The organism is Rahnella sp. WP5 (genome assembly GCF_000745615.1).
Classification (GTDB): Bacteria; Pseudomonadota; Gammaproteobacteria; order Enterobacterales; family Enterobacteriaceae; genus Rahnella; species Rahnella aceris.
In genome coordinates this window covers 123,186-137,933 of sequence record NZ_JQJR01000007.1, presented here as the reverse complement: position 1 = coordinate 137,933, position 14,748 = coordinate 123,186, and the positions used below count along the sequence as shown (strand labels likewise).

At 54.8% G+C, this 14,748-nt stretch carries 9 protein-coding genes; 5 read left to right on the top strand and 4 right to left on the bottom strand.

Features of this window, described 5'->3' with window-relative positions:
* Positions 1-231 precede the first annotated feature (231 nt).
* From glgB to glgP, 5 genes are all read left to right on the top strand, one after another.
* Positions 232-2,415 carry a 1,4-alpha-glucan branching protein GlgB gene (glgB, locus tag EX31_RS05025; protein WP_037033721.1) on the top strand — a complete coding sequence of 728 codons (2,184 nt, stop codon included), beginning with the start codon at positions 232-234 and terminating at the stop codon, positions 2,413-2,415.
* Positions 2,415-4,439: a glycogen debranching protein GlgX gene (gene glgX, locus EX31_RS05020; RefSeq protein WP_037033720.1), complete on the top strand. Its 2,025-nt coding sequence runs from the start codon at positions 2,415-2,417 to the stop codon at positions 4,437-4,439. The genes glgB and glgX overlap by 1 nt, the downstream gene beginning before the upstream one ends.
* Before the next feature lie 17 nt (positions 4,440-4,456).
* Positions 4,457-5,734: a glucose-1-phosphate adenylyltransferase gene (glgC, locus tag EX31_RS05015; RefSeq protein WP_013573552.1), complete on the top strand. Its 1,278-nt coding sequence runs from the start codon at positions 4,457-4,459 to the stop codon at positions 5,732-5,734.
* Between the two features lie 71 nt (positions 5,735-5,805).
* Entirely contained in the window at positions 5,806-7,242 is a 1,437-nt protein-coding gene (glgA, locus tag EX31_RS05010; RefSeq protein ID WP_013573553.1) for a glycogen synthase GlgA, read from the top strand.
* Between the two features lie 37 nt (positions 7,243-7,279).
* Positions 7,280-9,727 (top strand): glycogen phosphorylase, encoded by a 2,448-nt coding sequence (gene glgP, locus EX31_RS05005; protein ID WP_037033719.1) that lies wholly within the window; start codon positions 7,280-7,282, stop codon positions 9,725-9,727.
* Positions 9,728-9,871: 144 nt separating this feature from the next.
* On the opposite strand, the gene glpD is transcribed toward glgP, so the two are convergent.
* The 4 genes from glpD to EX31_RS04985 all read right to left on the bottom strand — a co-directional run bounded on the left by glpD (position 9,872) and on the right by EX31_RS04985 (position 14,672).
* Positions 9,872-11,383, bottom strand: a complete 1,512-nt coding sequence (gene glpD / locus EX31_RS05000) for a glycerol-3-phosphate dehydrogenase (protein WP_013573555.1) — start codon at positions 11,381-11,383, stop codon at positions 9,872-9,874.
* 277 nt (positions 11,384-11,660) lie between these two features.
* The gene (locus EX31_RS04995; protein ID WP_013573556.1) at positions 11,661-12,419 is read right to left on the bottom strand and encodes a DeoR/GlpR family transcriptional regulator; all 759 of its coding nucleotides are present in this window, start codon (positions 12,417-12,419) and stop codon (positions 11,661-11,663) included.
* Positions 12,420-12,428: 9 nt separating this feature from the next.
* The gene (gene glpG, locus EX31_RS04990; RefSeq protein WP_037033718.1) at positions 12,429-13,262 is read right to left on the bottom strand and encodes a rhomboid family intramembrane serine protease GlpG; all 834 of its coding nucleotides are present in this window, start codon (positions 13,260-13,262) and stop codon (positions 12,429-12,431) included.
* 219 nt (positions 13,263-13,481) lie between these two features.
* Positions 13,482-14,672: a trans-sulfuration enzyme family protein gene (locus EX31_RS04985; protein WP_037033717.1), complete on the bottom strand. Its 1,191-nt coding sequence runs from the start codon at positions 14,670-14,672 to the stop codon at positions 13,482-13,484.
* Positions 14,673-14,748 lie beyond the last annotated feature (76 nt).

The window sequence follows — 14,748 nt, the reverse complement described above, 5'->3', positions numbered from 1 at the left end:
GAACCTTTGTCTATGCTTAGTAGAAGAGCTATGCCTCTTTGAGAAGCTGAAATAAGCACTTATTTGGAAATTGTGAGCGTAAGCGTCATCGCGCACTTTTTGGCAAAACCGAAACACAGCCGGATCACAAAGCGGCGATAAAAAGGGGAGCACACTGGGATCACGTTTCGTATTGAATACCTGAATGATTTTATTGGATTTATTGATTTAATTAATCATAGGACGAAATACATGTCTGTACTTCCCGATCAGCACGTCATTAACCAAATTATATCTGGCCACTACGCTGATCCTTTTTCTCTTTTGGGTATGCATTCTGTGGCCGCCGGGCTGGAAGTGCGTGCCCTGTTGCCGGATGCGGATCAGGTCTGGGTTATTGATGTAGAAAAAGGTAAACAGGTGGCGGAACTGCGTCGTTACGATGATCGCGGTTTCTTTGTCGGCCTGATCCCGCGGCGTAAAAATGCCTTTCGTTACAAGCTGGAAGTCCGCTGGGGCGAGAATCTGCATGTGATTGACGACCCGTACCGGTTCGGCACATTGTTGCAGGAACTGGATATCTGGTTGCTGGCAGAAGGCACGCACCTGCGGCCATACGAAAAACTCGGCGCACATCTGCAAACGCTGGATGACGTCGAGGGTGTCAGTTTTGCCGTCTGGGCACCGAACGCCACGCGGGTTTCCGTCGTGGGTGAATTCAACTTCTGGGACGGCCGCCGACACCCGATGCGTCAGCGCCGTGAAAATGGTATCTGGGAACTCTTTATTCCCGCCGTCCGCGAAGGTCAACTGTACAAATTCGAAATTATCGACTGCCGCGGGCATGTCAGCCTGCGCGCCGACCCTTATGCTTTTGAGGCGCAGATGCGTCCGGATACTGCCTCGTGCGTGCGTAAATTACCGGATGTTGTGCCGCATTCAGAAAACCGAAAGAAAGCCAATGCGCTGAATCAGCCGGTTTCCGTGTATGAAGTGCACCTGGGTTCCTGGCGTCGTCATACCGATGATAATTTCTGGCTCAGCTATGGTGAACTGGCCGAGCAATTAGTCTCATATGCCAAATGGATGGGTTTTACGCACATCGAACTGATGCCGGTCAACGAACATCCTTTCGACGGGAGCTGGGGTTATCAGCCGCTTGGCATGTATGCGCCGACCCGTCGTTTTGGCACGCCGATGGAATTCAAAGCCTTTGTCGATGCCGCGCATAACGCCGGGCTGAACGTCATTCTCGACTGGGTGCCGGGACATTTTCCGAGCGACACCTATGGTTTAGCGCAGTTTGACGGCACCGCGCTGTACGAATATGCCGATCCCCGTGAAGGTTATCATCAGGACTGGAATACGCTGATTTATAACTATGGCCGCCATGAAGTGCGTAACTATCTGGCAGGCAATGGTTTTTACTGGATTGAACGGTTTGGCATTGACGGCCTGCGTGTCGATGCCGTGGCTTCCATGATTTACCGCGATTACAGCCGTAAAGCCGGGGAGTGGATCCCGAATTATTACGGTGGCCGCGAAAACCTCGAAGCCATTTCTTTCCTGAAATACACCAACCAGACCATTGGTCGTGAACTCGGCGGTGCGGTGACGCTGGCGGAAGAATCGACCGATTATCCCGGCGTCACCATGCCGCCGGATGCTAACGGGCTGGGTTTCCATTACAAGTGGAATATGGGCTGGATGCACGATTCCCTGACCTATATGCAGCTTGATCCGGTTCACCGCAAATATCATCACAACCTCATGACATTCGGCGTGCTTTACGCTTACAGCGAGAACTTCATATTGCCGCTGTCCCACGATGAAGTGGTACACGGTAAAAAATCTTTACTGGATAAAATGCCCGGCGATGTGTGGCAGAAGTTCGCCAACCTGCGCGCTTACTACGGCTTTATGTGGGCACATCCGGGCAAGAAATTGCTGTTTATGGGCAATGAATTTGCGCAGGGGCGTGAGTGGAATTTTGACGCCAGCCTCGACTGGCATCTGCTTGACGATCCAAGCGGCTGGCACAGCGGCGTACAACATCTGGTACGCGACCTGAACCAGACCTATCAGGCCAATGCGCCGTTGTATGAGCTCGATTACAACCCGCGCGGTTTCGAATGGCTGGTGGTCGACGATCACGAAAACTCGATTTTCGCCTTTGCCCGCCGTGACGAAAATGGCGGTGAAGTGATCGTCATCAGTAACTTTACGCCGGTTCCGCGTGAGCATTATCGCATAGGCATCAGTCAGCCTGGGCGTTATCACGAAATCCTCAATACCGATTCGCATTTCTACTGTGGCAGTAATGTCGGCAACGGCTGCGATATTTACAGTGAAAATATTGGCCATCATCAGCGTGACCATTCGATCAGCGTGACTATTCCGCCGCTGGCGACGGTTTATTTGCGAAGGGAGGCGTAATGAAACAGCTCGCGACCGGTCAGCCCGCGCCTTTTGGTGCGCATCTCAGAGATAACGGCGTCAATTTTTGCCTGTACTCCGCGCATGCGGAGAAAGTGGAATTATGTCTTTTTGATGAGACCGGCAGCGAGCAACATTTGCCTTTGACCGGGCGCACCGGCCATCTCTGGCATGGATTTGTGCCGGGGCTGAAAGCCGGACAGCGCTACGGCTACCGGGTTTACGGACCGTTCGACCCGAAAAAGGGTCACCGGTTTAACCCGAAGAAAGTGCTGATCGACCCAAGCGCACGTGCGATTGACGGCGTACTGCTCGACAACGCACGGTTCACCGGCGGCACCGATGCGCCGGACGATAAAGACAGCGCCGTGGTTGCGCCGAAATCCGTGGTGGTCGCCGGAAATTTCGACTGGGGTGATGATCAACCGCCCGCGAAACCCTGGGGTGAAACGGTGATTTACGAGGCGCATGTGCGCGGCCTCACTCGCCAGCATCCCCATATTCCGGCAGCCCTTCGCGGCACCTATGCCGGGCTGGCGCATCCGGTGATGCTTGAATATTTGCAGCATCTGGGCGTCACCGCGATAGAACTTTTGCCGGTGCAGCATCATGCCGACGAACCACGCCTGCAACACCTTGGGCTGAGTAATTACTGGGGCTACAACGTGCTGGCACCGTGCGCGGTTGAACCGCGTTACGCCAGCGGGCTGGGCGGTGTGTCGGCGCTGAATGAATTTAAATCGGCGGTTAAAGCGCTGCATCAGGCGGGTATTGAAGTGATCCTCGATGTGGTGTTCAACCACAGCGCTGAGCTGGATATCGACGGGCCGTTTATTTCGTTTCGTGGCATTGATAACGCCAGCGGGTACTGGCTTAACGACGACGGTTCCGACAACAACATGACCGGCTGCGGCAACACGATACGGCTGATGGACGAGGACATGATCGCCTGGACCCTCGACTGCCTGCATTACTGGGTACGTGAATGTCATGTTGATGGCTTCCGTTTTGATTTAGCGACAGTTCTCGGCAGAACGCCGGAATTCACCGCACAATCGCCGTTGTTCCTGGCCATTAAACACGATGACATCCTCTCGAAAATCAAACTGATTGCCGAGCCGTGGGATATCGGGGCCGGGGGCTATCAGCTCGGAAATTTCCCGGCACCCTTTGCCGAATGGAGTGATGTGTGGCGCGACGATATGCGCCAGTTCTGGCTGCATGGCGATCTTTCTCTGGGGCAGTTTGCCGGGCGTTTTGCCGCCTCCGCCGACAAGTTCAACCCCGCGCAGCGTGAGCCTTACGCCAGCATCAACATGCTGACGGCGCACGACGGCTTCACGTTGCGCGATCTCGTCAGTTTTAACCAGAAACATAACCAGGCCAACGGTGAAGAAAATCGCGACGGCCATAACGAAAATTTCAGCCAAAACCACGGTGAAGAAGGGCTTGAGGCGTCTGAAGGCGTATTACAGCAGCGCCGTCTCAGCCAGCGTGCCTTGCTGGCAACGCTCTGTTTGTCACAGGGCACGCCGATGTTGCTGGCCGGTGATGAACTCGGTAACAGCCAGTCTGGCAACAACAACGCCTATTGTCAGGACAATCCGCTGACCTGGCTTGACTGGGAGAACGCCGATGAAAGCCTGACAGCCTATACCTGCGCGCTGATTGCGCTGCGCCGGAAAATTCCGGCACTGACGCAAAACCGCTGGTGGCAGGAAGGCAGCGATGACGTGCAATGGCTGAATCAACAGGGGCAACCGATGAGCCCCGGCGACTGGGAGCAGGGGCCGCAGCAGTGGCTGCAAATCTGCCTGTCACAGCGCTGGTTGGTTATCGTTAATGCCTCACTGCACGAGGTGGATTTGCACCTGCCGCCGGGAAACTGGCAGCCAGTGGCACCGTTCAACAGCGTGCTTTTTGATGAGGAACCCCGGCGTGTCATGGAAGGCTCGCAATGGCGGGCAGCAGCAAAAACCCTCTGTGTCCTACAAGATTTCACTTCACAGAGCCGGTCATTATAAAAACAAAGGAGTCAGATATGGCGACATTAGATAACCGGGACCCGGTCATGCTGGCAAGGCAGTTGCCGCTGAAATCCGTGGCATTAATCCTTGCCGGGGGCCGTGGTTCAAGACTGAAAGATTTAACCGCAACCCGGGCAAAACCCGCCGTTCACTTTGGCGGAAAATTCCGCATCATTGATTTCGCCCTGTCAAATTGCCTGAACTCCGGCATTCGTCGCATCGGCGTGATTACACAATATCAGTCACACACGCTGGTTCAGCATATCCAGCGCGGCTGGTCTTTCCTTAACGAAGAAATGAACGAATTCGTCGATTTACTTCCGGCGCAGCAACGCCACAGCACCGAGCACTGGTACAAAGGTACCGCCGATGCGGTTTATCAGAATCTGGATATCATCCGCCGCTATAACGCCGAGTTTGTGGTGATCCTGGCGGGTGATCATATCTATAAGATGGACTACTCGCGGATGCTGATCGACCACGTGCAGAAGGGTGGTGAATGTACCGTCGCCTGCCTGGAAGTGCCGCGCACCGAGGCCAGTGAATTCGGTGTTATCGGCGTCACTGAGGATTATCACATCACCAGTTTTGTCGAAAAACCCAAAGACCCGCCGCCGATGCCCGGCAATCCCGACATGGCGCTGGCGAGCATGGGCATCTACATTTTTAATGCAGACTATCTGTTTCGCATGCTCGAAGAAGACATGGCGAGTGAAGAGTCGAGCCACGATTTCGGCAAAGACCTGATCCCGAAACTGACCCGTCAGGGCGTTGCCCGCGCGCATCCGTTTGGTCTTTCCTGCGTCACGCAAAACGATGAAGCGCCGCCGTACTGGCGTGATGTCGGCACGCTCGATGCCTACTGGCGCGCTAATCTGGATCTGGCGTCAGTCACGCCGGAGCTGGATATGTACGACCGCGACTGGCCGATCCGTACCCACATGGAGCCGCTTCCGCCCGCCAAATTTGTACAGGATCGCTCAGGCAGCCACGGCATGACCATGAATTCGCTGGTGGCCGGTGGCGTGATTGTTTCCGGTTCGGTGGTGGTGCATTCCGTGCTGTTCCCGCGGGTACGTGTCAACTCTTTCTGCAATATCGATTCGGCCATCATCCTGCCGGATGTGAATGTGGGGCGTTCATGCCGTTTACGCAAATGCGTCATTGACCGCGCTTGTCAGATCCCTGAAGGCATGGTGATTGGTGAGAATGCCGATGAAGACAGCCGCCGTTTCTACCGTTCGGAAGGTGGCGTGGTGCTGGTGACCCGCGCAATGCTGGCGAAACTATAAACAGACGATAGAAGTACGACTTTTCGTCATCCCGGTGAACGCCGGGATGACCGGGATAATCAGGAGCGCGAATGCAGGTTTTACATGTTTGTTCTGAGCTGTTTCCGCTGTTAAAAACGGGCGGCCTTGCGGATGTCGCCGGTGCATTACCCGCCGCTCAGATTGCGGAAGGCGCGGATGTCCGCGTGCTCATTCCGGCTTTCCCTGACGTCAAAAAAGGACTGGGGGAAACACAGGTGATTGGCACGCTGGCAACTTTTGCCGGGCATGTCACCCTTTCACTGGGTTACTTTGATGGCGTGGGTATTTATCTGATTGATGTGCCGGGATTGTATGACCGTCCCGGCAGCCCGTATCACGATCAATCGTCGTTTGCCTATCCGGATAACCATCTGCGCTTTGCGTTGCTGAGCTGGATGGCCTGCGAACTGGCACTGAATTTCGATCCACACTGGCAACCCGATATCGTCCACTCTCATGACTGGCACGCCGGTCTATGTTCCGCGTATATCCGCGCCCGTAATGCGCCGGTGCGGACGGTTTTCACCGTACATAATCTGGCGTTTCAGGGATTGTTTGGCGCGCATCATCTCGATGAGCTGTATATCCCGCGCGAGTTCTTTCAGATGCACGGGCTGGAATTCTACGGCCAGATATCTTTCCTGAAAGCCGGTCTGTTCTATTCCGACCACGTGACCACCGTCAGCCCGACCTACGCGAAAGAAATCACCCGTCCGGAATTTGGCTATGGCATGGAATCGCTGCTGCTGGAACGTGAAATGCAAGGGCGGCTGACGGGGATCCTTAACGGCGTCGATGACGCTATCTGGCAGCCGCGTGATGACGTGCTGCTGTCAGCGCGTTACGACGCGGAGGATTTACGCTCGAAAGCGGTCAATAAAGCCTATCTGCAACGGGCGATGGGGCTGGATGTGGATGATTCGCGGCTGGTATTTGCTGTCGTCAGTCGCCTGACCAGCCAGAAAGGGCTGGATCTGGTGCTGGAAGCCTTGCCGGATTTACTCGAACGCGGCGGTCAGCTGGCGCTGCTGGGCGCGGGTGACGCGGTGCTGCAACAGGCATTTCTGGCAGCCGCGGCGGACAACCCTGGCCAGGTCGGCGTGCAGCTCGGCTATCACGAAGCGTTTTCCCATCGCATTATCGGCGGGGCGGATGTCATTATGGTGCCGAGCCGTTTTGAACCTTGCGGATTAACCCAATTATATGGCCTCAAATACGGTACGTTGCCGCTGGTGCGCCGCACCGGCGGGCTGGCCGACACGGTGGTCGATTGTGCACTGGAAAATCTGGCCGACGGAACAGCCAGTGGTTTTGTCTTTGAAGAAGCAACGGGGAAATCGCTGGGAAATGCGATCCGCCGGGCATTTGTTTTGTGGAGCCGACCGAAACACTGGCGACACGTCCAACAACACGCCATGGGTATTGATTTTGGCTGGAAGGTGGCTGCGCAGGAATATATCACCCTGTATAACCGCCTGCTGTCCTGACCCTGAACGTAGCTAACTTGATCGGGAATGTAACGCTATGACTTCACCGTTTAATTACAACTCACCGACAGTCAGTGTCGAAGCGCTTAAGCATTCTATTGCCTATAAACTGATGTTTATCATCGGCAAAGATCCGTCTATTGCGACACAACACGACTGGCTGAACGCCACATTGTTTGCGGTGCGCGATCGCATGGTGGAACGCTGGTTGCGTTCTAACCGGGCGCAAACCTCACAGGACGTCCGGCAGGTTTATTACCTGTCGATGGAGTTTCTGATTGGACGGACGCTTTCCAATGCGTTGCTGGCGATGGGTATTTACGACGACCTGAAAAGCGCGCTTGATGAAATGGGCTTTGATCTCGAAGAACTGATCGGTGAAGAAAATGACCCTGGTTTAGGCAACGGCGGTCTCGGACGACTGGCGGCCTGTTTCCTTGATTCGCTGGCGACGCTGGCGCTGCCGGGGCGCGGTTACGGCATCCGGTATGAATACGGTATGTTTGCGCAAAGCATCATCAACGGTGAGCAAAAAGAAGCGCCGGATTACTGGCTGGAATACGGTAACCCGTGGGAATTCCAGCGTTACAATACCCGTTATAAAGTGCGTTTCGGCGGACGGGTGCAACATGAAGGCATCAAAACCCGCTGGCTGGAAACCGAGGAGGTCATCGCCTGCGCCTATGATCAGGTCATTCCCGGCTACGACACCGACGCGACCAACACGCTGCGCTTGTGGGGCGCGCAGGCCAGTAACGAAATCAATCTGGGGAAATTTAATCAGGGCGATTACTTCGCGGCGGTGGAAGATAAAAACCATTCTGAGAACGTGTCCCGCGTGTTGTATCCCGATGACTCAACTTATTCTGGCCGCGAGCTGCGGTTGCGTCAGGAATATTTTCTGGTGTCGGCGACCGTGCAGGATATTCTCAACCGGCATTACACCACGCACCATACTTACGACAATCTGGCCGATAAAATCGCCATCCACCTCAACGACACGCACCCGGTATTGTCCATCCCTGAGCTGATGCGCCTGTTAATCGACGAGCATAAATTCGAGTGGCAAGCCGCGTGGCAAACCGTGTGCAGCGTGTTCTCTTACACCAACCACACGCTGATGAGCGAAGCGCTGGAAACCTGGCCGGTAGACATGATCGGCAAAATCCTGCCGCGTCATCTGGAGATTATTTTCCAGATTAACGATCACTTCCTGAAAGAAGTGGCGGAAAAGATCCCCAACGATAATGGCCTGCTGTCGCGTGTCTCGATTATCGATGAAGGCAACGGCCGCAAAGTGCGGATGGCGTGGCTTGCGGTGATCGCCAGCCACAAAGTTAACGGTGTGTCTGAGCTGCATTCCGAGCTGATGGTGCAGTCGTTGTTTGCTGATTTCGCCCGTATTTATCCGGACCGTTTCTGTAATAAAACCAACGGCGTGACGCCGCGCCGCTGGCTGGCACTGGCCAACAAACCGCTGTCAGCGGTAATTGATGACGCCATCGGCCAGACCTGGCGTTCTGATCTCAGCCAGCTGGCGGAACTGAAACAGAATCTGGATTACCTGAGTTTCCTGCAAGCAATCCGCAAGGCCAAGCTGGACAACAAAAAGCGGCTGGCGCTGTATATCGCCCAGAAGCTGAATATTGTGGTGGATCCGAAAAGCCTGTTCGACGTGCAGATTAAGCGTATCCACGAATATAAACGTCAGCTAATGAATGTGCTGCACGTCATCACCCGTTATAACCGCATTCTCGAAGAGCCAGATGCCGAATGGGTGCCACGCACAGTGATTTTCGCCGGTAAAGCGGCCTCGGCGTATTATGCGGCGAAGCAGATCATCCGGCTGATCAACGATGTGGCGGCGGTGATCAACAACGATCCGCGTATTGGCAACAAGCTGAAGATCGTTTTCATTCCGAACTACAGTGTTAGCCTGGCGCAACTGATCATTCCGGCGGCGGATCTTTCCGAGCAAATCTCTCTGGCGGGTACCGAAGCCTCCGGCACCAGTAACATGAAATTTGCTCTCAATGGCGCGCTGACTATCGGGACGCTTGACGGTGCCAACGTTGAAATGCTCGAACACGTGGGCGAGAAGAATATCTTTATCTTTGGCAATACCACGCCGCAGGTCGAGGAATTACGCCGCAAAGGCTACAACCCGCATACTTACTTCGAGCAGGACGCTGAGCTGCATCAGGTGCTGACGCAAATCGCCACCGGAGTCTTCAGCCCAGGCGAGCCGAAGCGCTACACCAACCTGTTCGATACGCTGGTCAATCTCGGCGATCACTATCAGGTGCTGGCGGATTACCGCAGTTATGTCGATACGCAGGATAAAGTCGATGAGCTGTATAAACTGCCGGAAGAATGGACGCGCCGCACGCTGCATAACATCGCCAACATGGGCTATTTCTCCTCGGACCGTACCATTCAGGAATACGCCGATGAGATCTGGAACATTAAGCCGGTGAAGTTGTAGAGGAGTGGCTCCCTCCCCTGCGAAGGGGAGGGTTGGGGTGGGGTATTAAGGTCAAAAACAAGATGTTAAGTGTGCATAAGCACTTGTTTTGTCTGTTAAACCCCCTCCCGGCCTCCCCCTTCGCAGGGGGAGGAGCTAACTAAATCAAGACGCCAGCGACAGATGTTTCTTCTGCTGTTTGTGCGTTTCCAGCCACTCGGCGACGCGCTGTTGCTGGGTTTTATCCAGCCACATACCGAGTTTGGTACGACGCCAGATGGCATCATCAAGCTGTGAAACCCACTCTTTTTCCACCAGATAACGCAGTTCAGCTTCGTAGAATCCGTGTCCGAAATCTTCGCCCAGCGATTCAAGACTGGTCGCGTCATTCAGGAATAACTCCGTCTGGCTGCCGTACGTACGCGCATAACGGCGTGCCAGTGATTCCGGTAACCATTTGAAGCGGGAACGCAGATTGGCGCTGTAGGTATCACGGTCTCCGTTCAGTTTACCGCCAGGCAGCACGGCCGTTTTGGTCCACGCCGGGCCGGCTTTCGGATAGTACTTCACCAGTTTTTCCAGCGCGTGTTCTGCCAGTTTACGGTAGGTGGTCAGCTTGCCGCCGAATACAGAAAGCAGCGGCGCTTTGCCATCCTGATCGTGAACGTCGAGCGTGTAATCGCGGGTCACCGCCTGTGGTGAATCTGATTCGTCATCGCACAGCGGGCGCACGCCGGAATAAGTCCAGACGATGTCTTCGGTGGTCAGCTGTTTCTTAAAGTGGTCGTTATACACTTTCAGCAGATAACCGATTTCTTTATCGTCGATTTTCACGTCTTTCGGATCGCCGTGATATTCCACGTCGGTGGTGCCGATGATGGAGAATTCATCCATCCACGGGATCACGAAAACAATGCGGTGATCTTCGTTTTGCAGAATGTAGGCCTGCGGCTGATTGTGTGCACGGGGCACCACAATATGGCTGCCTTTGATCAGACGGATGCCGTATGGCGATTTCAGCTTCAGGCCGTCGTCGAAGAAATGTTTTACCCACGGACCGGTAGCGTTCACCAGACCTTTGGCGCGCCAGGTGAAGGTTTTGCCGGTGTCGATATCTTCGGCTTCCACCATCCACATGCCGTCCTCACGCCATGCGCGGGTCACGCGGGTGCGGGTACGAACTTCGCCGCCACGTTCTTCCACTTCCTGTGCATTGACGACCACTAAACGCGCATCGTCGACCCAGCAATCCGAGTATTCAAAACCTTTGGTCAGTTCTGGTTTCAGCACGGACTCGCTGCCGAATTTCAGACCTTTACTGGCCGGCAGGCTGGTGCGTTTGCCCAGATGGTCGTACAGGAACAAACCGGCGCGGATCATCCAGGCCGGGCGCAAATGCGGCTGATGCGGTAAACGGAAACGCATCGGGAATGCAATATGCGGTGCCATTTTCAACAGCACTTCACGTTCAGCCAGCGCTTCGCTGACCAGACGGAATTCGTAATGTTCCAGATAGCGCAGGCCACCGTGGATCAGTTTAGAACTGGCCGAAGAGGTCGCGCAGGCCAAGTCTTGCGCTTCAAGCAGCAGAACAGACAGCCCGCGGCCAGCTGCGTCGACTGCGATGCCGGTACCATTAATACCGCCACCAATTACGATCAAGTCTTTGGTTTCCACGTCATCTTCCTCCAGATGTTCGCAATAGCTCTTTTATGTTCGTTTTCGCTCACGATTGTAATCGAGAATCGACAAACAAGCCAAGCGTTAACCAAATAAAAACAATTATGCGTGATGAAGGTAACATTTTTGTGTCGGTTTCGAGCAAAATAGCAAGGCGGGGACGAAACCGAACGCCGCTACGCGTGGAATTTTTCGAAATTGTTCGTTTTGCCGGGCAGGGCGGAGGGAGGAAAAGCAGGAGCGCCAGCCGCAGCGCTCCTTAAATGCAGGCAAATCAGCACAGTTCGAGATGCACGTCGTACTTGTCGATGATCTGCTTCACGCTGTCCGGCGGCTGTTTATCAGTGAACAGATAATGAATCAGATCCATTTTGCCAAGGTTGACCATCGCGTTTCGGCCAAATTTGGAATGGTCCGTCACCAGCATCACGCAGCGGGAGTTTTCGATAATCGCGCGTTTGGTACGGGCTTCGTGATAGTCGAATTCGAGCAGCGAACCGTCCATATCGATGCCACTGATGCCGAGAATGCCGTAATCAAGGCGGAACTGAGAGATGAAATCGAGCGTTGCCTCGCCCATGATGCCGCCGTCGCGGGCGCGCACTTCACCGCCTGCGAGGAACAAACGAAAATCCTCTTTGGCTGTCAGCAGCGTCGCGACGTTCAGGTTGTTGGTCACGATGCGCAGATTTTTATGGTTAAGCAGCGCATGCGCCACGGCTTCCGGCGTGGTGCCGATATCAATAAACAGCGTTGAACCGTCAGGGATCTGGCTGGCGACTCGTTCGGCGATACGCGCTTTCGCTTCCGACCACATCACTTTACGGTCATTGTATGCCGCATTCACCGAACTGGACGGCAAGGCTGCACCGCCATGGTGACGGTGAATTTTATTCTGTTCCGCCAGATCATTCAGATCACGGCGGATAGTTTGCGGGCTGACTGCAAAATGCTCCACCAGCTCTTCGGTGCTGACATACCCCTGCTGGCGGACTAAATCGATAATCGCATCATGGCGTTGTGTTTGTTTCACCCGAATCCCCTACTTATTTTTTTTGTTGCGCGGAGTGCGCGTGTCAACAAATGCCATGACCAGGCCGAGACCCAGACCAAACGCATGCGCGGCATTCGACACGGCCGCGCCGCCCGTAGCATAGCCAATGAACATAAAAATCAGCGAAATGACCAGTAATCCGCCGGGCACATACAGACGACTTTCCGGTTTCAGCTGGCCGGTCAGCCAGGCGTAACCCATCAGCGCGTACACCACACCGGATAATCCGCCGAACCACGAACCGCTGACCATCGACTGGCCCCAGCCGCTGATCAGGGCCGAAATGAGTGTCACGGTGAACAGTTTGCCGCTGCCCAGATGCATCTCAATCTGGCTGGCGAGATACCACCACCATGCCAGATTAATCAGCAGGGCAATAAAGGAGAAATTCATCAGGGCCGGGGTGAACCAGCGCCATAACTGGAAAACGCGCGAACTGTCCGGCCAGGCGAGCCAGCTCATCACCAGTTCGTCGCCGACCATCTGTTGCAGGATAAACACCGCGAGACTCAGCACAATCATGCCTATCGTCAGCGGCCCGGCGCGGCTGCGCAGGGTTTTCAGGAAGGGCGTGTGCGACATCTTTAAATGTGGCTGTGCCTTGCCGGTTTTCCAGCTGGCTTCCTGATAGCGCGGATGCAGGGGATCGCGCACAAACAGCGCCACCTGCTTCTCGGCCTCTTCCAGACGGGATTCATCTTCCAGCCAGAGCTGTACTTCCTGACTTTCGTGTTTCATCGTCAGCGTAAAACCCTGGGTTGCCATGTAATCGACAAAAGCCTGAGCCAGGCGGGGGTTGTTCAGGTTAAGAATGCGCACCATAGCGTTTAGCGGTTTCCCTAATTGTTTGATTTGTTGCCGTCATTTTAGGGCAATACCTTATCTGCCAGCGTGGGGGATGTCGATTATAACGTCAGACGGGTAAAGGAGGGGAATTTAGGAATGCTGTGCGGTTATCTGTGAATAGAAAATTATGGTGATGTGATGAGGATCGAAGTCTTTTGCAACACCGCCGGATGACGGTGTTGCAAAATCGAGCCTTTAAAGCCCTTCCAGCGCCTGTTGCAGATCAGCAATCAGGTCTTCGGTATCTTCGATACCGATGCTGATGCGCACCAGTCCGTCGGTGATACCGCTCTGGCGGCGAACTTCCGGCGCGACGGCGCTGTGCGTTGTCGATGCCGGATGGCAGGCCAGCGAATCGGTGTCGCCGAGCGATACCGCCTGCGTGATGATGCTCAGCTTATCGAGGAACGTCCGTGCGGCGTTGAGGCCGCCTTTCAGCTCAATGGCCATAATCCCGCCAAACAGTTTCATTTGTTTTGAGGCGGTGGCATATCCCGGATGCTGTTTCAGCCCCGGATAGAACACGGTGTCTACCGCGCTGTGGCCGTCGAGGAATTCCGCCACCGCCTGTGCGCTCAGCGAACTGGCTTCGACGCGCAGCGGCAGAGTTTTCAGGCCGCGGATCAGCAAACTGGCTTCGAACGGGCTCAGGTTGCCGCCGAACTGCTTCAGACTCAGGGTGCGGATTGGCGTGATTAATGCCGCCGAACCGGCCACTACGCCACCGGTCGCATCGCCGTGGCCGCTGATGTATTTGGTCGCGGAATGCAGAACGATATCAATGCCCAGTTCCAGCGGGCGCGTCAGGTACGGTGTGGCAAAAGTATTATCCGCCACACTGACTGCACCGGCGGCTTTCGACAGACGGGCGACTTCAGCCAGATCGGCGATATCCAGTCCCGGGTTAGCCGGGGTTTCCACCAGCACCACTTTGGTGTTTTTTGTGAATGCCGCTTCCAGTTCGCTCACATGGGTAACGTGAACCGGTTTGATGCCATAACGTGGCAGCAGGTTACGCACCACGCCTTCAGTGCCGCCATACAGCGTGCCGATATGAATGATTTCATCGCCGGGAACCAGCAGGGCAAACAACGTGGCGCTGATCGCTGCCATGCCACTCGCGCAGGCAACGGCGGTTTCTGCGCCTTCGAGCGCCGCCAGTTTCTGTTCAAAAACGGCCACCGTCGGATTGGCGAAACGGCTGTAAATATAACCCGGTTCTTCACCACTGAAACGGCGTGCGCCGCTGTCAAAATCCGGGTATGAAAATGCCGATGCGGCGGTGATAGGTGTCGCAATCGCGCCGGTCAGGGCATCGGGCTGCTGTCCGCCATGAACGGCGAGCGTACGCATCCCTAAAGAACGTGAAGTGTTCAGATGTTTCATCTTGTAATCCTGTCGATAGTAGGCGGAAATTATATCAACACTGGAGAAAGGTAGCTTTTTCAGCTTAAGAACATTT